The sequence below is a fragment of the Streptomyces sp. ALI-76-A genome (genome assembly GCF_030287445.1).
In the GTDB taxonomy this organism is placed as follows: Bacteria; Actinomycetota; Actinomycetes; order Streptomycetales; family Streptomycetaceae; genus Streptomyces.
Map to the genome: position 1 here is coordinate 1901221 of NZ_JASVWB010000002.1, position 19593 is coordinate 1920813.

General features: G+C 73.2%; 16 protein-coding genes and 3 pseudogenes. 11 read left to right on the forward strand and 8 right to left on the reverse strand.

Features of this window, described 5'->3' with window-relative positions; all coding sequences use genetic code 11:
- Window positions 1-187: 187 nt before the first annotated feature.
- The 5 genes and pseudogenes from QQS16_RS09475 (at window position 188) to QQS16_RS09495 (ending at window position 4842) form a co-directional block, all read left to right on the forward strand.
- A complete protein-coding gene (locus tag QQS16_RS09475; RefSeq protein WP_286061181.1) occupies window positions 188-1495 on the forward strand; it encodes an MFS transporter in 1308 nt (435 codons plus the stop codon).
- Window positions 1492-2337 (forward strand): putative hydro-lyase, encoded by an 846-nt coding sequence (locus tag QQS16_RS09480; RefSeq protein WP_502963777.1) that lies wholly within the window; start codon window positions 1492-1494, stop codon window positions 2335-2337. The genes QQS16_RS09475 and QQS16_RS09480 overlap by 4 nt, the downstream gene beginning before the upstream one ends.
- 35 nt (window positions 2338-2372) lie before the next feature.
- Window positions 2373-3131 (forward strand): LamB/YcsF family protein, encoded by a 759-nt coding sequence (locus QQS16_RS09485; RefSeq protein WP_286061182.1) that lies wholly within the window; start codon window positions 2373-2375, stop codon window positions 3129-3131.
- Window positions 3128-3733, forward strand: a pseudogene (gene pxpB, locus QQS16_RS09490) (5-oxoprolinase subunit PxpB); the annotation flags it as partial. The gene QQS16_RS09485 and the pseudogene pxpB, both read left to right, overlap by 4 nt.
- A gap of 239 nt (window positions 3734-3972) precedes the next feature.
- A complete protein-coding gene (locus tag QQS16_RS09495; RefSeq protein ID WP_286061183.1) occupies window positions 3973-4842 on the forward strand; it encodes a 5-oxoprolinase subunit C family protein in 870 nt (289 codons plus the stop codon).
- Window positions 4843-5201: 359 nt separating this feature from the next.
- On the opposite strand, the pseudogene QQS16_RS09500 reads toward QQS16_RS09495, so the two are convergent.
- From QQS16_RS09500 to QQS16_RS09520, 5 genes and pseudogenes are all read right to left on the reverse strand, one after another.
- Window positions 5202-6102: pseudogene (locus QQS16_RS09500) on the reverse strand (SGNH/GDSL hydrolase family protein).
- A gap of 94 nt (window positions 6103-6196) precedes the next feature.
- Window positions 6197-6607 (reverse strand): annotated as a pseudogene (locus tag QQS16_RS09505) (glycosyltransferase); the annotation flags it as partial.
- Window positions 6604-7734, reverse strand: coding sequence for a glycosyltransferase family 4 protein (locus QQS16_RS09510; protein ID WP_286061184.1), 1131 nt, complete (start codon window positions 7732-7734; stop codon window positions 6604-6606). The gene QQS16_RS09510 and the pseudogene QQS16_RS09505, both read right to left, overlap by 4 nt.
- A 236-nt stretch (window positions 7735-7970) precedes the next feature.
- Window positions 7971-9410, reverse strand: a complete 1440-nt coding sequence (locus tag QQS16_RS09515; protein ID WP_286061185.1) for a HEAT repeat domain-containing protein — start codon at window positions 9408-9410, stop codon at window positions 7971-7973.
- A 300-nt stretch (window positions 9411-9710) separates the two neighbouring features.
- Window positions 9711-10103, reverse strand: a complete 393-nt coding sequence (locus QQS16_RS09520) for an ankyrin repeat domain-containing protein (protein WP_286061186.1) — start codon at window positions 10101-10103, stop codon at window positions 9711-9713.
- Between the two features lie 260 nt (window positions 10104-10363).
- Between QQS16_RS09520 and QQS16_RS09525 the strand changes: the two genes are divergently transcribed.
- A complete protein-coding gene (locus QQS16_RS09525; protein ID WP_015661880.1) occupies window positions 10364-10558 on the forward strand; it encodes a hypothetical protein in 195 nt (64 codons plus the stop codon).
- A gap of 35 nt (window positions 10559-10593) precedes the next feature.
- Complete coding sequence (locus QQS16_RS09530; protein WP_286061187.1) at window positions 10594-12189, forward strand: P-loop NTPase family protein; 1596 nt, start codon at window positions 10594-10596, stop codon at window positions 12187-12189.
- Window positions 12190-12458: 269 nt separating this feature from the next.
- Here QQS16_RS09530 and QQS16_RS09535 read toward each other — a convergent pair whose 3' ends face one another.
- Window positions 12459-13958 carry an SCO1417 family PLP biosynthesis transcription factor gene (locus QQS16_RS09535; RefSeq protein WP_286061188.1) on the reverse strand — a complete coding sequence of 500 codons (1500 nt, stop codon included), beginning with the start codon at window positions 13956-13958 and terminating at the stop codon, window positions 12459-12461.
- Window positions 13959-14056: 98 nt separating this feature from the next.
- Between QQS16_RS09535 and yczE the strand changes: the two genes are divergently transcribed.
- The 4 genes from yczE to QQS16_RS09555 all read left to right on the forward strand — a co-directional run bounded on the left by yczE (window position 14057) and on the right by QQS16_RS09555 (window position 17536).
- Complete coding sequence (yczE, locus tag QQS16_RS09540) at window positions 14057-14716, forward strand: membrane protein YczE (RefSeq protein ID WP_286061189.1); 660 nt, start codon at window positions 14057-14059, stop codon at window positions 14714-14716.
- Window positions 14713-15480 (forward strand): glycerophosphodiester phosphodiesterase family protein, encoded by a 768-nt coding sequence (locus QQS16_RS09545; RefSeq protein WP_286061190.1) that lies wholly within the window; start codon window positions 14713-14715, stop codon window positions 15478-15480. Before yczE ends, QQS16_RS09545 begins: the two co-directional genes overlap by 4 nt.
- A 59-nt stretch (window positions 15481-15539) precedes the next feature.
- The gene (locus tag QQS16_RS09550; protein ID WP_286061191.1) at window positions 15540-16895 is read left to right on the forward strand and encodes an MFS transporter; all 1356 of its coding nucleotides are present in this window, start codon (window positions 15540-15542) and stop codon (window positions 16893-16895) included.
- A 266-nt stretch (window positions 16896-17161) separates the two neighbouring features.
- Window positions 17162-17536 carry an RNA polymerase-binding protein RbpA gene (locus QQS16_RS09555; RefSeq protein WP_003977404.1) on the forward strand — a complete coding sequence of 125 codons (375 nt, stop codon included), beginning with the start codon at window positions 17162-17164 and terminating at the stop codon, window positions 17534-17536.
- A 123-nt stretch (window positions 17537-17659) separates the two neighbouring features.
- Here QQS16_RS09555 and fxsA read toward each other — a convergent pair whose 3' ends face one another.
- Together fxsA and QQS16_RS09565 are read right to left on the reverse strand one after the other, a co-directional pair.
- Window positions 17660-18223, reverse strand: coding sequence for an FxsA family membrane protein (fxsA, locus tag QQS16_RS09560; RefSeq protein ID WP_286061192.1), 564 nt, complete (start codon window positions 18221-18223; stop codon window positions 17660-17662).
- Window positions 18224-18294: 71 nt separating this feature from the next.
- On the reverse strand, window positions 18295-19095 hold the full coding sequence (locus QQS16_RS09565; RefSeq protein WP_286061193.1) for a polyprenol monophosphomannose synthase: 801 nt from the start codon (window positions 19093-19095) through the stop codon (window positions 18295-18297).
- Between the last annotated feature and the right edge of the window lie 498 nt (window positions 19096-19593).

A 19593-nucleotide genomic window follows, 5' to 3' on the forward strand; every position in this document is an offset into this window, starting at 1 on the left:
GATACAAGAACGAAACAACGTGGGTATTGAGGGATCGTTCAACGATCCTCTACCTTGCTACCAACGGCCGCGAACGGCGTCGTCCCGCTCGCGACGGCGCCACCGCTTCCGCACGGCACGGTTCATCGCTTCCGCACGGCACGGCTCACTCCCCACGCACCCTCCGTCCTCCTTCTGCGAGGTGCCCATGAGCACGACCCCTCCACCCCCGGCTGTGACCTCCGACTCCGACGCCCCGCCCCCGGCGCGTGAACTCCCCGACGGCGACGGGGCGTTCGCCTGGCTGCGGGCCCTCGGTCCGCGGGGCCGGCGCGCCTTCGCCGGCGCGTTCGGCGGCTATGCCCTGGACTCGTACGACTACTTCACGCTGCCGCTGAGCATGGTCGCGCTGGCCGCGTACTTCGGTCTGAACAGTGGTCAGACCGGCCTGTTCACCACCGTCACCCTCGTCGTCTCCGCCATCGGCGGCGCCCTCGCGGGTGTCCTGGCGGACCGGATCGGCCGGGTCAGGGCGCTGATGATCACGGTGATCACCTACGCGGTCTTCACTGTCGCCTGCGGCTTCGCGCCCAACTACGAGACGCTGCTGGTCTTCCGCGCCCTCCAGGGCCTCGGTTTCGGCGGCGAGTGGGCGGTCGGCGCGATCCTGGTCGCCGAGTACGCGAGCGCCAAGCACCGGGGCCGCACGCTCGGCGCGATCCAGAGTTCCTGGGCCGTGGGCTGGGCGCTCGCCGCGATCATGTACACGCTGGTGTTCTCGTTCCTCGACGACGACCTGGCCTGGCGCGTGATGTTCTGGACCGGCGCGCTGCCCGCGCTGCTCGTCGTGTGGATGCGGCGCCGGGTGCAGGACGCGCCGGAGGCGGCCGCGGTACGCGAGAAGAGCAAGGGGAAGGGCTCGTTCGCGGCGATCTTCAAACCCGGCCTGCGGCGCACCACGGTGTTCGCGGTGCTGCTCTCCACCGGCGTCCAGGGCGGCTACTACACGCTGGCCACCTGGGTGCCGACGTATCTGAAGACCGAACGCGGTCTGTCGGTCGTCAACACCGGCGGCTACCTGACGTTCCTGATCTCCGGCGCCTTCCTCGGCTACCTCACCGGCGGCTACCTCACCGACCGGCTCGGCCGCCGGCGCAACATCTGGCTCTTCGCCCTGCTGTCGGCGATCTGCATCGTGGCGTACGGGAACATCCCGAGCGGCGCCGACACCCTGCTGCTGCTCCTCGGTTTCCCGCTCGGGTTCTGCATGTCGGCGATCTTCAGCGGCTTCGGGTCCTACCTGAGCGAGCTGTACCCCACGGCGGTGCGCGGCACCGGACAGGGCTTCACGTACAACACCGGCCGCGCCGTGGGCGCCGTCTTCCCCACCACGGTCGGCTTCCTGGCCGACAGCTGGGGCGTCGGCGGCGCGCTTGTCTTCGGCGCGATCGGGTACGGCATCGCGGCCCTGGCGCTGCTGGGGCTGCCGGAGACGCGCGGAAAGGAACTCACGTGAACCGCACGAAAGGACGCCCCGTGGCCGTCGCGGACGACCGCCCCCTGACCCTCGTGGACGAGCACGCGCGCGCGTGGAGCCCGCACGAGGCCAGGACCCGCTTCCGGGCGGGCCTGACGGGCCCCACCGCCGGAGTCGCCCAGGGCCACACCCAGGTCAACCTGATCTCGGTCCCCGCCGACTGGGCGTACGACATGCTGCTGTTCTGCCAGCGCAACCCCAAGCCGTGCCCGGTGCTCGACGTCACGGACGCCGGCTCCTGGACCACCGTTCTCGCGGACGGCGCCGACCTGCGCACCGACCTGCCGCGCTACCGCGTGTGGCGGCACGGCGAGTTGGTGGACGAACCGACGGACGTGCGCGCGCACTGGCGTGGCGACCTGGTGTCGTTCCTCATCGGGTGCAGCTTCACCTTCGAGTGGGCGCTGTCCGGGGCGGGCGTCCCGATCCGCCACATCGAGCAGGGCCGCAACGTCCCGATGTACGTGACCTCGCGCGCGTGCCGTCCGGCGGGACGCCTGCACGGCCCCCTGGTGGTGTCCATGCGCCCGGTACCGCCGGAGCATCTGGCGGCCGCGATCCGCGAGAGCAGTCTGCTCCCGGCGGTGCACGGCAGCCCCGTGCACTGCGGCGATCCCTCGGGGCTGGGCATCGACGACCTCGGCCGCCCCGACTTCGGCGAGCCGGTGGACGCCGAGCCGGACGACATCCCGGTGTTCTGGGCCTGCGGTGTGACCCCGCAGGCCGCGGTGATGGCCTCGCGCCCGCCGTTCGCCATCACCCACGCACCGGGACAGATGTTCCTGACCGACGCCCGCGACGAGCAGTACCGCGTGGCCTGACAATGGAGAGGACGACAAGGAGGCTCGGACACTCCATGACCTCGATCGATCTCAACGCCGACCTGGGCGAGGGCTTCGGCCGCTGGCACCTGACCGACGACGAGCGGTTGCTGACCGTCGTCACCAGCGCCAACGTGGCCTGCGGCTTCCACGCCGGGGACGCGGCCACCATGCGGCGGGTGTGCGCGCTGGCGGCCGAGCGCGGGGTACGGATCGGCGCGCAGGTCTCCTACCGGGACCTCGCGGGCTTCGGGCGGCGCGCGATGGACGTGCCGCCCGCCGAACTGGCGGCCGAGGTGGCCTACCAGATCGGCGCCCTGGAGGTGTTCGCGCGGGCGGCGGGCTCGCGCGTGTCGTACGTCAAACCGCACGGCGCGCTCTACAACCGGGTCGTGCGCGACGAGGAGCAGGCCGCCGCGGTCGTGGCGGGCGTCCTCCTCGCGGACGACGCCCTGCCCGTCCTCGGGCTGCCCGGCTCCCGTCTGCTGGAGCTGGCCGGGGAGGCGGGCCTGCCGCCCGTCCCGGAGGCGTTCGCGGACCGCGCGTACACCGACGAGGGCACCCTCGTGCCGCGCGGCAGGCAGGGCGCCGTGGTGACCGACCCGGAGACCGTCGTGGAGCGGTCCGTGGGGCTGGCCCGCCTCGGCGAGGTCACCTCGCTCTCCGGGACACGGATCGCGGTACAAGCGCGTTCCCTGTGCCTGCACGGTGACACACCCGGCGCGGTGGACCTGGCCCGCCGGGTCCGGGAGCGGCTGGAGACCTCGGGCGTCCGGGTGGAGGCCTTCGTATGAGGGCCCTGCCCGTCGGCGACGACGCCCTGCTCCTCGAGGTGGCCTCGGGTGAGGAGGCGCAGGCGCTGCACGCGGAGCTGGTGCGGCGGCGCGCGGCGGGCCTGCTGACCGTTCGCGAGATCGTCCCGGCGGCCCGTACGGTCCTCCTGGACGGTCTCGACGCCCCGGACCGCCTGGCATCCGAGCTGACCGCCTCCGAGGTCCCGGTCAGTCCCCCGCGTAACCAGCCCGTCGTGGAGATCCCCGTACGCTACGACGGCCCCGACCTGGCCGACGTCGCCGCGTACTGGGGGGTCCCGCGGGAGGAGGTGGCGCGCATCCACGCGGGCACCGAGTTCCGGGTCGCGTTCTGCGGGTTCGCCCCCGGCTTCGGCTACCTCACCGGACTGCCGGAGCGCTACGACGTCCCCCGCCGCTCCACTCCGCGCACGGCCGTCCCGGCGGGTTCGGTGGGTCTGGCGGGCCCGTACACCGGTGTGTACCCGCGCTCGTCCCCGGGCGGCTGGCAACTGATCGGCACCACGGACACCGTGCTGTGGGACCACGCGCGCGTACCGGCCGCACTCCTTTCCCCGAGCACCCGCGTGCGCTTCGTCCCGCTGCCACCGGGGAACGGGACGGAGCCCGCACCGACAGCGGAGGGGGATGTCACGGAAGCGACGGGAGCGGTGGGGGCGACCGGGGTGGCCGAACCGGGCCAACCGGGCCAACCGGGCCAACCGGGCCAACCGGCAAGGGTTGCCGGACCGGCAGGAGTTGCCGAACCGGCAGGGGTTGCCGGACCGGCCACGGCAGCAGGCGCGGCGAACCGCGTGGAACCAACCGGCCCGGTGAGGCCGGTATGACCGATCGCGCGCTGGCCGTCGTCCGCGCCGGGGCCCTCACGACCGTCCAGGACCAGGGTCGGCCCGGGCACGCCCACCTCGGGGTGCCGCGCTCCGGCGCGCTGGACGGGCCGACGGCGGCGCTCGCCAACCGGCTGGTCGGCAACCGCCCCGAGGCCGCCGTCCTGGAGACCACGCTCAACGGCTGTGCCGTACGGCCCCGTTCGACGGTCACCGTGGCCGTCGTGGGCGCGCCCTGCCCGGTCGCCGTGGACGGACGCCCGGTCGCCTGGGGCGCCCCGGTGCGCGTACCCGCCGGAGCCCTCCTCGACGTCGGGGCGGCGGTCTCCGGAGTACGCAGTTACCTCGCTGTCTCCGGCGGCATCACCGTGGAGCCGGTCCTCGGCAGCCGGTCCACCGACCTCCTGTCGGGTCTGGGCCCGCCCCCGCTCACGGACGGCTCGGTCCTGCCCCTCGGGACCCCGAGGCAAGCCCACGCGCGCGTGGAGCTCGCCCCGCAGCCGGCGCCCCCGGCCGAACTCGTACTCCGGGTGGTCCTGGGCCCCCGCGACGACTGGTTCACACCGGAGGCCGTCCGGGCCTTCACCTCGCACGCGTACCGGGTGTCCTCCGCGAGCAACCGCATCGGGCTGCGCACGGAGGGCCCCGCCCTGCCGCGGGCACTGGCCGGCGAACTCCCCAGCGAGGGCATGGTGCTGGGCGCCGTCCAGGTCCCACCCGACGGCAGACCGGTGGTCTTCCTGGCCGACCACCCGACCACCGGGGGCTACCCGGTGATCGCGGTCGTCCGCGGGGCGGACCTCCCGGCCGCCGCACAGGCGGTGCCGGGCACTCCGGTACGGTTCGTGGCCGTCCGCGGGCGCTGAGGCACGTCGGCTGTCTCCCGCCTGCCTGGCGATGCCACACCCGCACTCTCACCATGTGGGCACTCCCGCACCGCGGCCAGTCCCGCCCCGCGGGCTCCCGCCCCGCGGGCAGTCCCGCCCCCCCGTCCGGCGCGTGCCGGGCGTCGCCGGACGCGGACCCGAGTACATCCGATACGAGACCCCGCGCCCGGCACGCCGAGAGCACGCACTGACGCCGCGAAGCCGCCCTCCGGGCGACGACGCTACGGCCCGCGAACGCCTGGCATCAGGCTCCACCACACCACGGACCGCGCCACGCACCGCAGCTTGATCCCAGGTGATCTCACGTGATCCCGGGCGATCTGAGCGCCCCCTCGCCCTCAGGCCACGTCCGGCCGCCGTTCGGCGACCGAGAGCGCGTCGGCCGAGAGCGCGGTGAGCGCCGCGGACACCGCCGCGGAGGCCCGCAGGTCGAGCCGGGCGCTCGTCCCGCGCGCGCGGTGCCGCATCTCGTCGACGGCGAGTGTCAGGAGCTGCGGCACCAGGTCGGTGCAGCGCCGGGCCACCCAGCCGGTGCCGGCGGTGGCCAGCCACCACAGGCTCGCCGACTTGGTGGGCGCGGGGAACTCGGGCTCGGGCGAGGGCGCGGTACCCGTCGCGAGACCGTGTTCCGCGAGCAGCGCGTGGAAGCGCAGGGCCAGCTGCCGGTGTCCCCGCTCGCCGGGGTGCAGCCGGTCCGCGCTCCACATGGCCCGGTCCGTGAGCCAGGCGCCCTCAGGCGTGCAGGTGCACGGCCGCGTACCGCTCGGACAGCGCGTGGACGACGGCGTTGACCGCCCGCTGCCGCCGGGCCAGGGGCCGCGCCAGGGAACCCGGCAACCCGAGCATCGCGCCGGGGTCGGGCAGACAGGCCGTGAGCAGGACGGCACCCTGCCCGGTGAGGGCCGAGCAGACGGTGTCCAGACGGGCGGCCACGGCCTGGATGTCGAAGGTGCAGCGCAGGGTGTCGTTGACGCCGATGACGACCGACGCGATGCCGGGCCGCAGGGCCGGCGCGGCGGGCAGTTGCCGTTCCAGCACGTCACGGGTCTGCGACCCGCTCACGGCGAGGTTGGTGAACTCCACGCGGTCCACGGCCCCCGCGAGCCCCCGGCACTCCCCAGCCCCCTCGGTCATCCCGCCGGCAAGCAGCGCGGCCCAGCCGCGCCACCCCTCCGGAACGGGATCCCCCACGCCCTCGGTCAGCGAGTCCCCCAGCGCCACGAAGCGCAGCGGTCTCATGCCACGCCTCCGGGCAGGTAGGAACCCCCCTTGGGCAGAGGCGCCCGGGAAGCACGATTCCCAGGGGCCACCGGCCGAACAGGCGTCACCGCGTCCGCGTCATCCGCGTCGCGAGGCCCCAGGTGCGCAGCACGCCGTCGGCGCTCTCGTGGGAGACCATCACGGCGGGGACCCGGGCGCGCCGCGCCCACCTGCCGGTCCACCTCAGGGTCGTACGGTCGGAGACCTCCAGGCGGTCGGGGGCCAGTTCCTCCAGCACTCCCGCCACCCGCCGGCTGTCGGTCAGGACCTGGTAGCCGCCGGTGCCGGGCAGCAGCGGCCCCGGCAGGGTGATGACCCGTCCCTGCTCGGTCTCGCGGTCGCTCGCGCGCTCGCCCGGCACGATGAGCACGGGCTCGTGCCCGGCGGCCCGGTAGCCCTCGCCGAGTTCGCGCAGGGCGGTGCGCAGACCGCCGGACGCCGGGCCGACGAAGTTGGCCAGCCGCACGATCCGCAGCGCGCTCACGCGGCCACCACCGTCCGGGCGGCGAGCACGTTCCCGTAGTGCCCGATCAGCTGGTCGCCGACGGCCGCCCAGGTGCGTCCCTCGACGGTGGCACGCGCGGTGCTGCCGTACGCGGTCCGCAGCGCTGGATCGGCCGCCAGGGCCCACACGGCGTCCCGTACGGCGCCGGCGTCGCGCGGCGGGACGAGGAAGCCGGTGCGCCCGTGGGCGACCAGGTCCAGCGGGCCGCCGACGGCGGGCGCGACGACGGGCACCCCGCTCGCCATGGCCTCCTGCACGGTCTGGCAGAAGGTCTCGAACGGTCCGGTGTGCACGAAGACGTCCAGGGAGGCGAAGATCCGGGCGAGTTCGTCGCCGGTACGGCGGCCCAGGAGGACGGCGCCCGGCAGCGCCTGCTCCAGGCCCGGCCGGCTCGGCCCGTCCCCGACGACCACGACCCGGACACCGTCCAGGCCGCAGACACCGGACAGCAGCTCGACCTGCTTCTCGGGGGCCAGCCGGCCGACGTAACCGACGATCAGCTCGCCGTCCGGCGCGAGTTCGCGACGCAGCGCCACGTCCCGCAGCCCGGGGCGGAAGCGGCCGGTGTCCACGCCCCGCGGCCACAGCCGCACCCGGGGCACGCCGTGTGCCTCCAGGTCGTGCAGGGCCGCGCTGGAGGGCGCGAGGGTGAGGTCCGCGGCGCTGTGGACGGAGCGGATGCGCCGCCAGGCGGCTGCCTCGCCCGCGCCCATGTAGGTGCGGGCGTATCCGGCGAGGTCGGTCTGGTAGACCGCCACGGCGGGGATGCCGAGCCGGGCGGCGGCGGCCATGCCGCGGACGCCGAGGACGAAGGGGCTGGCGAGGTGGACGACGTCGGCACGGTGCTCGACGATCGCCGCGGCCACGCGTCGGCTGGGGAGGGCGACGCGGACCTGTGGGTAGCCGGGGAGCGGGAGGGAGGGGACGCGGACGACAGGACACGGCGCCGGGGCATCTGCCCCGGGCCCGGGGCCGGCGGCGGTGGCCGGCGCGACGACGAGCGGGGAGTGACCGCGATCTACGAGGTGCCGGGCGGTCTGGAGCGCGCAGTGGGCCACGCCGTTCACATCGGGGGGAAAGGATTCGGTCACGATGACGACACGCATAGGGGTGTTGTCGCCGTACCGGACGTGGCCGCGTCAACGTGGATCTGTCCGGACGAGGAACGTCCCATGAGCGTTGCGCTGCACACCCGAGCGGGTCAGGCCGTGTTCGGGACGGTCCGGCCTCATCGAACGGCGTCGGAGGCGGGCTGGGCGCGCCGAACCCCCGGGAGGCCGAGCGGGCACCCACGGGCCCGTCCGCGTGTGCTCACGAGCGGGCGCGCCCGCGGGCCCGTCGCTCACATGGCGGTCGCGTCGCCGATGCTGCTGGTCAGGTCCGGTCCGATCCGGCTGCGGACGGCCGTCTGGACCTCGGCCTCCTCGGCCGGATCGGCGGCCAGGCGGCGCAGCCGCTCGACGACCCGGGCGTCACCGGTCTCGGCGTGCCGGGCGGCGATCTCCCGGGTGGTCTCCTCGCAGTCCCACAGGCACTCGACGGCGAAGCCGGTGGCGAAGGAGGGGTCGGTGGCGGCGAGGGCACGGGCGGCCCGGCCGCGCAGATGGGAGGAGGCGGTCTCGCGGTAGATGTGACGCAGTACGGGGGCCGCGCACGCGATGCCGAGCCGTCCCGTGCCGTCGACGAGGGTCCACAGGGTCGGCGCGTCGGGTCCTTCGCCCCGGACGGCCTCCCTGAGGGCGGCGAGGACGAGTTCGCTGTCCTGGGCCGCGCCCCGGCAGGCGAGCATGCGGCCGGCGGCGGCGCCGAGGGGATCGGGCCGGCGGGCCCAGCCGCGCGCCCGGTCCACGGCGGCGACACTGCGCATCCGTTCGAAGGCGTCCACGGCGGCGTCCACGACGGCCGTGGTGCCGGTGATCGCGGCCCTCTCGATCAGGTCGAGGGCAGCGGGGTCGTCGCTGTCGGCGAGATAGCGCAGGGCGGTGCAGCGGGCGCCGTCGGTGCCGTCCTCGGCGGCCCGGACGATCTCCGGCCGGTCCTCGGGTCCCGCGACGGCCACCAGACAGCGGGCGGCGGGCACATGGAGGGCGGCACCGCGCTCCATGCCCTGCTGGGCCCACTCGAAGACGGCCCGCACGCTCCACCCTGGGCGGGGCCCGCCGGGACTCATCTGCCGCTGCCAGCGGTCGAAGCAGCCGGTCTCCTGGGCGGCCCGCACCCGCGTGGCGATCGAGGCGCGCGGATCCTCCGCCCACAGCCGCCAGGGCCGGGGTTCGAAGGCGTCCCGCACGACGGCGGCCAGCTCGGCCTCGCCCTCGGGATCGGTCGCGAACCGTGCCAGGACGGGCGCCGCGAGGGCACGCAGTCCGGCGTCGTCGTCACGCAGCGCCAGTTCGTCCAGGGCCCAGGCCCAGTTGGAGCCGGTGGCGGCGTACCGGCGCAGCAGGGCGAGCGCGTCGCGCCTGCCGTACGAGGCGAGGTGGCCGAGGACCGCGAGGGCGAGCCCGGTGCGGGACTCCTCGGTGTCGAGGACGTCCTCGACGTCGAACAGGTGGGCCTCGATCTCGTCCAGCTCGCCGTTCAGGTCGAGGAAGAGACGGGCGTAGTAGAGGGAGCGGTTCTCCACCTGCCAGTCGTGGCGGGGATCGCGCAGCACGCAGTGGCCGAGCGCCGCGAGCGCCTCGGCGCGTGGCGCGGTGAGCGCGTGCAGCGTGCCGTCGCCGCGGCCCCGTTGGAGCAGGCCGAGCAGCGTACCGCTGGGCGCTATGACCGGATCGAACATGGGAAACAGCCTCACATCAAGCGTCGACGCAACCGGGGTCCTGCATTACCTGGCCGCGTGACAACACGTCGGGGCGCCCGCCGTTTCCTGCTTGCTGTAAGCCATCTTCCTCTGCCTCTCGTCGGTGGCCCATGCGGACCGTCTCACGGTCCGCGCGGTGCGGCATCGCCTGCCCGGCCATCACGTCCGTGAACCACGACGTCATGATGACTCGGCAGTTCCTCCTGCCGCGACCGAAATTTCGGCGGCCCGTTACCGCCTCCCCCGTTTTCTGTGTCGTGCCTGGTCAGACCATGCGTGTCAGTGCGCGCCGAACAGTTCCAGCACTTCTGTCCTGGCGAACATCCGGGCGGTGTCGACGGCCGAGGGGGTGCCGGCGGCCGGATCGGCACCGGCCTCCAGAAGAGCCTCGACGACCTCTGTCTCGCCCTTGAAGACGGCCCCGGCGAGGGGGGTCTGCCCCCGGTCGTTGATCCGGTTGGGATCGGCGCCCCGGGCGAGCAGGCCGCGGACCGCGTCGGCGTGGCCGTGGTAGGCGGCCAGCATCACCAGGCAGTCGCCGCGATCATTGGTCAGATTGGCCGGAACGCCCGCGTCCACATACGCCACGAGCGTCTCGGTCTGCCCCTGCCGGGCCAGATCGAAGACCTTGGTCGCCAGCTCCACGACCCCGGGGTCGATGGCTTCGCTCATCGGCCGGACCACCTCTCCATGCAACCGTTCAGGTGAATCGCCAGGGTACTGGCTCGCGCCGCACATGACCCGATGTGCCCCAGGTAAAGATCACCGCGGGCCCGGTCGGACGCAAGCACCCGGTGCGACCGAACCCGAACACCTCCGCCATTTGATGTAAATACATAGAAATTCACCCAGTTGCACCTTTTATCGTATGGATACATGCTGTGATCCTGGAAGTACTCATGGTGACTGTCCCCACGAACCAGGAGAACCTCATGATCCTGTCCATCTCAGGCGTCGTCCTTCTCGGCATCATCGTCTTCCTCTTCTTCAAGAAGGACGGACTCAAGGCCTCCCACGCCCTGGTGGCCGCCCTCTTCGGCTTCTACCTGGCGAGCACGGCCATCGCCCCGAGCATCAAGGCCGGCGGCGAGAGCCTCGCGAGCCTCCTCGGCGGAATCAAGTTCTGACGCCCCCGCCCCCCACGCACCTCCAGGAGACAGCAGTGGCCCGGCGCCCCCTTCCCCGCATCCTGAGCACAGGCAGCGCGCAGATCGCCCGGAGCCGGGAGCTGGCCCGGACGGCGGCCGACAGCGCCACCGACGTCCTCCACCCGCTGATCACCATCACCCGCGGACTGCACCGGCTGGCCTCGGCCGGGCGGCGCAAGTGGGCCGACACCCCCAAGGACAAGCGCGGACCGCTGCTGTTCCTGGTGGCGTCGGTGATCCTGGTCGTGGCACTCGCCCCGTACGGCCCGCTGCTCGCCGTCATCACCCTGATGGCGGCAGCGGCCTGGCAGGGCCGGGACCGCCCACCGGCGGAGCCCGAGGGCCCGGACGAGTCGCAGACCCAGCGGCTCCGGTCGCTGTACGAGGCCCTGGTCCCCTACTTCTCCACCCCCGAGGACCCGGATCCGCTGTACGCGCACGGCGGCGAGTGGGACAAGGTCTTCCCCGCGTACGAGTTCGACGAGACGGGCCGTACGACCCACCTCGTCATCCGCTACCCGGCGTACTTCACCGACGGCGAGACCGAGTCCCGCGCCCGGATCGAGCAGTTGCTGCACGCCAAGTCGGGCCGCGGCCGCGAGTACCACTTCGCCTGGGACGAGGAGGCCAACCAGCTCACGGTCACCGTGCTGCCGCCGCTGCCCACCGACATCGCCGCCCAGCGCTTCGTCACCGCCCCCGGCGAGACGGTGCTCGGTTTCACCGACCACTCCGAGATCCAGCGCACGCTCCCGCTCACCCACGGTGTGGAGCGGCGTGACGTGCCCCCGGTCGTCTGGCGCACCGGCATCCGCTCCACCGAGCCTCATCTTCTGGTCATGGGCCAGCCGGGCAGCGGCACCTCCACCCTGCTCCGCTCGATCGCCCTCCAGGCCCTGCGCCACGGCGACGTGGTGATCGTCGACGGCGGCGGCACCGGCGAGTACGCCTGCCTCACCGGCCGGGACGGCGTCCTCGCGGTGGAGTGCGGGCTGACCGGGGCGGTGGCCAGCCTGGAGTGGGTCGCGACGGAGGCGGAGCGGCGGCTGATCGCCGCCAACCACGCCCGCCAGGCGGGTGATCCGCCGCCCGACGACACCAGGCGCCCTCTGTGGATCCTCCTGGACCGCCCGAGCGCGTTCACGCACATCGCCGCCTCCGACGGCCGCCCGGACCCGCAGTCCCTCCTCCAGGTCCCGCTCCGGCACGGCCGGGCGGCGAACATCACGGTGGTCGTGGCCGACCAGTTCGACGGCGCGGACACCCTGAGCGAGGCCGTACGCCAGCACACCCGGGCGCGCGTGGTCCTCGGCCCGGCCACGAACCAGCAACTGGAGGCCGTCCTGGGCGCCCGCCCGCAGACGACGCCCGTCGCGCAGGTCCCGCCCGGCCGCGGTTACGCCCGGCTGGGCACCGGCCCGGTCCACCGCCTCCAGGTCCCGGCGACCCCGGATCCGTACGACGACGCCACGAGCGACGCGGACCGTCAGGCGGTCCTGGCACTCCTGCCGGCGCGGACCACACCCGCGGACGGGGAGACCCTGCCGGACGGCGGGGAGAACCTCCCGGAGGCGGTGCCCGCGGAACCGATGGCGGCGGAGACCTCGTAGCCGCCGCGGAAAGGGGGGGCGGCCGGCCCACACGGCCACCGTCAGCCCGACGGCACAGGCCTTGCGGCCACGTGGCCGCCCCCTCAGGCCACCGGAGGCACAGACCCGGTAGCCCCCCAGGCCGTCGGGGATCTGTGGCCGCCCCTCAGGCCGCCGACGGCGGACGACCCGCCGCCTGCCCGCTCCCGCCTCCCGATCCCTCTCCCGTCCCACGGAGAACAGCGCCCCCACAGCCGGGCCCGCGGCCCCACTCGTCCCCGCCGTCCCGTTCACGCCACGAACGTGCGAGGTGACTCCCCGCCCGTGGAACCCCCGCTCTCCACCAGCCGCGCCGCCGCCGCCAGCCGCAGTGCCGCCTCCTCCGCCACCGCGCCCCCCACGGTGAACGGCAGCCGCACGTACCCCTCGAACGCCCCGTCCACGCCGAAGCGCGGCCCGGACGGCACCCGTACGCCCACCCGCTCGCCCACCTCGGCGAGCCGCGAGCCCGACAGGCCACCGGCCCGCACCCACAGGGTCAGGCCGCCCTTCGGCACCTCGAACTCCCAGGCCGGCAGCTCCCTGCGGACCGCCGCCACCAGCGCGTCCCGGTTCCCCCGGGCCTGCTCGCGCCGCACATCGACCGCCTTCTCCCAGCCGCCCGTGCTGAACAGCCAGTTCACCGCCAGTTGCTCCAGCACCGGTGTGCCCAGGTCGGCGTACGCCCGCGCGGCGACCAGGCTGCGGATGACGTCCGGCGCGGCCCGCACCCACCCGATCCGCATCCCCGCCCAGAACGCCTTGCTGGCGGACCCGACGGTGATCACCGTGGACCCGGCCGGGTCGAAGGCGCAGACGGGCCGCGGCATCTCCACGTCCGCGTCCAGCCACAGCTCGCTCATCGTCTCGTCGGCGACCAGCACCGTCCCCGCCGACCGGGCCGCCTCCACCAACTGACGCCGCTGGTCCTCGCCGGCGAGCGCACCGGTGGGGTTGTGGAAGTCGGCGACCACGTACGCCAGCCGGGGCGCGGCGTCCCGCAGCACCTGGCGCCAGCGGTCCGGGTCCCACCCGGTCAGGCCCTCGGCCATGGCGACGGGCACCAGCCGGGCGCCCGCCTCCCGCATCAGCTGGAGGATGTTGGCATAGGACGGCGACTCCACGGCGATGCGTTCACCGCGCCCCGCGAACAGATGGCAGATCGCGTCGATGGCGCCCATCGCACCGGTCGTCACCATGATCTGCTCGGGCATCGTCGGGATTCCGCGCCCGGTGTAGCGTTCCGCGATCATCGCGCGCAGCGCGGGCAGCCCGGCCGGATAGTCGCCGTGCGTGTGGGCGTACGGCGGCAGCTCCTCCAGAGCGCCCTGTACGGCGCGGGTCAGCCACGGCTCGGGGGCAGGGAGCGCCGCGCAGCCCAGGTCGATCATCGAGCCGAGGGCCTCGGGCGGCAGGGGTTCCAGGCCCCGGGCGGGCAGGGGGTTGCCCGCGGGCACCGCCGTCCAGCTGCCGGCCCCACGCCGGGACTCCAGGAAGCCCTCCGTGCGCAGCGCCTCGTAGGCGGAGGCCACCGTCGTGCGGCTCACGGACAGGGCCAGCGCCAGTTCGCGCTCGGCGGGCAGCCGGGCGGCGACCGGCACGCGCCCTTCGAGGACCAGCAGACGGATGCCGTCGGCGAGTGCCCGGTAGGCCGGCGGACGACGGGTGCCGGGGCCGGCCGGACGGTCCTGCTGGGAGGTCAGCAACCGGGCCAGCTGTACCGCGCCCATCGCCGAAGTCCACTGAGCCATGGAAACCAGTCCACCTTCCCCGAATTGGCCATGGATGACACTTCCACTCAAGCCTCAGGGTGTCATGTGTCAGGCCACTACCACCACAGGGGGAGCCCTTGTCCACGAACAGCCCGGGCCGCGTCGGGCGACGGTCGACCCAGCTGTACGCCGGTCTCGCGCTGTACGGGGCCAGTTCGGCGCTGCTCGTCGAGGCGGGCCTGGGGCTGGAGCCCTGGAACGTGCTCCACCAGGGCCTGGCCGAGCTCACCGGCCTGACGATCGGCGTCGTGTCGATCATCGTCGGCGCGGCGGTCCTGCTCCTGTGGATCCCGCTGCGCCAGCGCCCGGGACTGGGCACGGTCTCCAACGTCTTCGTGGTCGGCATCGCCATGGACGCCACGCTGGCCCTGCTCCCGCAGGCGCACACCCTGGCGGTACGGATCCCGCTGCTGCTCGGCGGCATCCTGCTCAACGGAGCGGCCACCGGCCTCTACATCGCCGCCCGCTTCGGACCGGGCCCGCGGGACGGCCTGATGACGGGTCTGCACCGGCGCACCGGCCGCTCGATCCGCCTGATGCGCACGGCCGTCGAGGTGGCGGTCGTGGTGACCGGGTTCCTGCTGGGCGGCACCCTCGGGGTGGGCACCCTGCTGTACGCGGTGTCGATCGGCCCGCTCGCCCAGTTCTTCCTGCGTGTGTTCGCCGTCCCGCCGGCATCCGGCGGCAGCACGGTCGTTGCCACCGGGCCACCGCACGGGGCGATACTGCGACCGTGACCCCCCGGATGGACCACCCCTACCTCGACCATCCCGGCCCGCTCGCCTTCGCCCACCGCGGCGGAGCCGCGGACGGCCTGGAGAACACCACCCCGCAGTTCCGGCGCGCGGTCGAGGCGGGCTACCGCTACCTGGAGACCGACGTCCACGTCACCGCTGACGGCCGGCTCGTCGCGTTCCACGACGCGACCCTGGACCTGATGACGGACGGAGCGGGCCGGATCGCGGACCTGCCGTGGCAGGACGTACGGCACGCGCGCGTGGCGGGCAAGGAGCCGATCCCCCTCTTCGAGGAGCTCCTGGAGACCTTCCCCGAGGCCCGCTGGAACGTGGACGTCAAGGCCGAACCGGCCCTGCTCCCCTTCCTCGACCTGATCGAGCGCACCCACGCCTGGGACCGCGTCTGCCTCGGCTCCTTCGCGGAAGCGCGGGTGGCGCGGGCCCAGCGGCTGGCCGGGCCGCGCCTGGCGACGTCGTACGGCAGCCGGGGAGTGCTCGGCCTGCGGCTGCGGTCCTGGGGCCTGCCGGCCGCCGTACGCCGGTCCGCGGTCGCCGCGCAGGTGCCTCAGGCGCAGTCGGGCATCCCGGTCGTGGACCACCGCTTCCTGCGCACCGCCCACGCGTTCGGACTACAGGTGCACGTGTGGACGGTGAACGACCCGGAGCACATGCACCGGCTCCTGGACCTGGGCGTGGATGGCATCATGACCGATCACATCGACACACTGCGCAAGGTCATGGAGGACCGCGGCGTCTGGGTCTGACCCTCATCCGCCGCCCGCCGCCCTCGCGCCGGCACCTTCTCGGGAAGCGAGGGGCACGGGTGGGCACCGACACCGTGCGGACGGCAGCGGCCGACGAGGCCGGCGCCCGGCGGCGCGAACAGCGCGGCTGGTACGTCTACGACTGGGCCTGCTCCGTCTACTCGACGAGCGTGCTCACCGTGTTCCTGGGCCCCTACCTGACGTCGGTGGCCGAGTCGGCGGCGGACGCGGACGGGTTCGTGCACCCCCTGGGGATCCCGGTGCGCGCGGGGTCGTTCTTCGCGTACTCGGTGTCCCTGTCGGTGATCGTGGCCGTGGTCGTGATGCCGCTGGTGGGTGCCGCCGCCGACCGCACGGGCCGCAAGAAGCCGCTGCTGGCGGCCGCCGCCTACACCGGGGCCACGGCGACGACCGCCATGTTCTTCCTCGGCGGCGACCGCTATCTGCTCGGCGGCCTCCTGCTGATCGTCGCGAACGCGGCGCAGTCCGTGGCGATGATGCTCTACAACTCCTATCTGCCGCAGATCGCCCCGCCCGAGGAGCGCGACGCGGTCTCCTCGCGGGGCTGGGCCTTCGGGTACGCGGCGGGTTCGCTGGTCCTGGTGGTCAACCTCGTCCTCTACACCGGCCACGACTCCTTCGGCCTCTCGGAGAGCGCGGCGGTCCGCGTCTGCCTGGCGTCCGCCGGCCTGTGGTGGGGCGCCTTCGCCCTCGTCCCGCTGCGCCGGCTGCGCGACCGCCGCTCCGGGGCGAAGGCCACGACCGGGGCCACGGCCACCGGCTTCCGGCAGCTCGCGGCGACGGTCCGCGACATGCGCCGTCACCCGCTGACGCTGGCCTTCCTGCTGGCGTACCTCGTCTACAACGACGGCATCCAGACCGTGATCTCCCAGGCGTCGGTCTACGGCTCCGAGGAACTCGGCCTCGGACAGTCGACGCTCATCGTGGCGGTGCTGCTGGTCCAGCTGCTCGCGGTGGCCGGAGCGCTGACCATGGGCCGGCTGGCCCGGTCCTACGGAGCCAAGCGCACGATCCTGGGGTCCCTGGCCGCGTGGACGGTGATCCTGGGCGCCGGGTACTTCCTGCCCGCCGGCGCACCTGGCTGGTTCTTCGTGCTGGCCGCCGGGATCGGGCTCGTCCTCGGCGGCAGCCAGGCCCTGTCCCGTTCCCTGTTCTCGCATCTCGTCCCGCCCGGCAAGGAGGCCGAGTACTTCTCGGCGTACGAGATGAGCGACCGGGGTATGAGCTGGCTCGGCCCTCTGCTGTTCGGGATCACCTACCAGATGACGGGAAGCTACCGGGACGCGATCATCTCGCTGGTGGCCTTCTTCGTCATCGGATTCGTGCTGCTCGCGCGGGTTCCGGTGCGGCGGGCGATCGGCGACGCGGGCAACCCGATTCCGGAGAGGATTTAGCGTTCAACCCGAAAGCGCTGTAGTGTACGCGTTTGGCCTGCCAGGCGTACCGTTACTGCGCGTCAAAGATGCCGAAACGCTGTGCCACATCTGTTAGCAGATGCGGCAAACCGGGCACTGGTGGGTACGACAAGGGCGGCTACGACGGCGACGCTTGACCCGGAACCGGACCCGGAACGGGAATCTTTACCGCCGACCGGACGTTGACCGGATGACGACGACAGCGACACCTGTCCTGTGGGCGACAAGCCCGGGAGGCACGATTCATGAGTGAGCGAGCTCTTCGCGGCACGCGCCTCGTGGTGACCAGCTACGAGACGGACCGCGGCATCGACCTGGCCCCGCGCCAGGCCGTGGAGTACGCATGCGAGAAGGGCCATCGTTTTGAGATGCCCTTCTCGGTCGAGGCGGAGATCCCGCCGGAGTGGGAGTGCAAGGTCTGCGGGGCCCAGGCACTCCTCGTGGACGGCGACGGCCCTGAAGAGAAGAAGGCCAAGCCCGCGCGTACGCACTGGGACATGCTGATGGAACGGCGCACCCGCGAGGAACTCGAAGAGGTCCTCGAGGAGCGCCTGGCCGTTCTGCGCTCCGGCGCGATGAACATCGCTGTTCATCCGAGGGACAGCCGTAAGTCGGCGTAATCCCGGCATGGCTTGAGCGGGAACACGACACACACAAGTAACCGCGGGCGCCGTACGTGAACTTCACGTACGGCGCCCGCGGTTGCGTGTCCGGGCCCGGCCGAGCGGTGGCCGCCGGGAGCCTCAGCCCACAAGAGGCGGGCGCGGACCCCGCGGGGCGTCTTCCGGCTCGTCCTTGATGACCTGCCCCTGGACCACCTTGCCGTCGGGCTGGTGCATACGCGCCTGCTGGAAGGCGTCCCCCAGGGAGCCCGGGACGGCCTCGCGCAGCTTGCGCTCGACGGTGCGCTCCGCGTAGCGGCTGAGCGCCTTCTGGACCGGCGGGACCAGCAGGATCAGGCCCACCGCGTCCGAGATCAGGCCGGGGATCATCAGGAGCAGCCCGCCCAGCATCATCAGGCCGTTGCCCCCGCCGTTCGACGAGTCCGACGGGGCCCCGCCGCGCTGGAGTGCCTCGTTCAGGTTCTGGAAGGCGCGCCGGCCCGCCCGCTTGATGACCACGGAGCCGAGCACGAGACCGGCGACGAGCAGCAGGAACACGGTGAAGCCACCGGCGGCGCCGGCCACCACGGTCAGCAGCCAGATCTCCAGCACGAGCCAGGCGGCCACGCCCAGCGGCAGGAACGTACGCAGCCGGGAGCGCCGGGGCCGGGCGGGGTATGCGGGAGTCGGAGCGCCAGTCGTCATGCGTCCAGTGTGCCTGGACCCGGCTCAGCACGGCATAAGGGGGCGATCAACTGCGGCTGTGAAACGTACGGCTACGGCTGTGGCGGCCTGCCGCGGCCCACGATCTTGCCGACCCGCTCCCCCACACCCCAGGTCGTGACCCGCCACAGGGCCTCCACCAGGATGTCGCGACTCATCTTGGAGTCGCCCAGTTCGCGCTCGACGAAGGTGATGGGCACCTCGACGACGTGGTAGCCCGCCCTGACCGCGCGGCGGGCGAGGTCGACCTGGAAGCAGTAGCCCTGGGAGGCGACGTCTTCCAGACCGAGGCCCTCCAGGGTCTCCCGGCGGAACGCGCGGTAGCCGCCGGTGATGTCACGCAGCGGCAGGTCCAGGGCGAGGCGGGAGTAGAGGCTGCCGCCGCGGGAGATGACCTCGCGGGACCTGGGCCAGTTCACGACCCGGCCGCCGGGCACCCAGCGGGAGCCGAGGACCAGGTCGGCGCCCTTGAGCGCGGTCAGCAGGCGGGGCAGTTCCTCGGGCTGGTGGGAGCCGTCGGCGTCCATCTCGATCAGGACGCCGTACCCCTTCTCCAGGCCCCAGCGGAAACCCGCGAGGTAGGCGGCCCCGAGGCCCTCCTTGCCCTTGCGGTGCAGGACCTGGACGTGGTCGTCGCCGACGGCGAGTTCGTCGGCGAGCTTGCCCGTGCCGTCCGGGCTGTTGTCGTCGGCGACGAGCACGTGCGCCTCGGGGACGGCCTTGCGCACCCGGCCGACGATCGCCTTGATGTTCTCCGCCTCGTTGTAGGTCGGGATGATCACCAACGCCGTGCCGAGCGGACCGAACTGTCTCCCCCGGTCCTGTGCCGCGCGGGTTGCGTCGCCGTCGTTCACTGCTGCCCCTTCATGTCCGTCCGCAGAGGGTCCACCATAGTGGCCGCGGCCTGCGGTGACGTGACAGGACGTTCGAATGGTGGTGTCGTTTCCACAAAGGCGGGGCAGGGATCACGCTTCGCGGGCGCAGCGGGGCGGGGCGTCCTGCGGATGGGGGCCCGGCGCCCTTCGGGCCGACCTGGGGCCCGCTGGCTGCGGGTCGACCGAAAGCCGTTGTCTACTGAACGCCCGGGCCCCACCCGGGTCACACCTCCCCGACCGGCCGGAACGTTCCCTCGCCGGGCGCGGGCGCTGAGCCTGGCTGCCAGTGGCGGTGCCCCGGTGCGGCACACCGTCCCTGACCCAGCGGCGCCGCGACGAGCGCGTGGACGTTCCCCGGTCGGGCGTCCGGTGGTGGACTCCGCCGAACCTACCGGCCCGCTGCCGTCGGCTGTCAACAGCGGTATGACCTGCGCCTCTTCGGTCAACGCCCTGGTCAGGGCGGCGGATACGCGGATG

Excerpts from the sequence above, each read along its gene's own strand:
- fxsA (WP_286061192.1), bottom strand. The coding sequence starts at position 18,223 with ATGACGACTGGCGCTCCGACTCCCGCATACCCCGCCCGGCCCCGGCGC.
- QQS16_RS09555 (WP_003977404.1), top strand. The coding sequence starts at position 17,162 with ATGAGTGAGCGAGCTCTTCGCGGCACGCGCCTCGTGGTGACCAGCTAC.
- QQS16_RS09520 (WP_286061186.1), bottom strand. The coding sequence starts at position 10,103 with ATGAGCGAAGCCATCGACCCCGGGGTCGTGGAGCTGGCGACCAAGGTC.
- QQS16_RS09475 (WP_286061181.1), top strand. The coding sequence starts at position 188 with ATGAGCACGACCCCTCCACCCCCGGCTGTGACCTCCGACTCCGACGCC.
- QQS16_RS09510 (WP_286061184.1), bottom strand. The coding sequence starts at position 7,734 with ATGCGTGTCGTCATCGTGACCGAATCCTTTCCCCCCGATGTGAACGGC.
- QQS16_RS09525 (WP_015661880.1), top strand. The coding sequence starts at position 10,364 with ATGATCCTGTCCATCTCAGGCGTCGTCCTTCTCGGCATCATCGTCTTC.
- QQS16_RS09515 (WP_286061185.1), bottom strand. The coding sequence starts at position 9,410 with ATGTTCGATCCGGTCATAGCGCCCAGCGGTACGCTGCTCGGCCTGCTC.
- QQS16_RS09495 (WP_286061183.1), top strand. The coding sequence starts at position 3,973 with ATGACCGATCGCGCGCTGGCCGTCGTCCGCGCCGGGGCCCTCACGACC.
- QQS16_RS09485 (WP_286061182.1), top strand. The coding sequence starts at position 2,373 with ATGACCTCGATCGATCTCAACGCCGACCTGGGCGAGGGCTTCGGCCGC.
- QQS16_RS09535 (WP_286061188.1), bottom strand. The coding sequence starts at position 13,958 with ATGGCTCAGTGGACTTCGGCGATGGGCGCGGTACAGCTGGCCCGGTTG.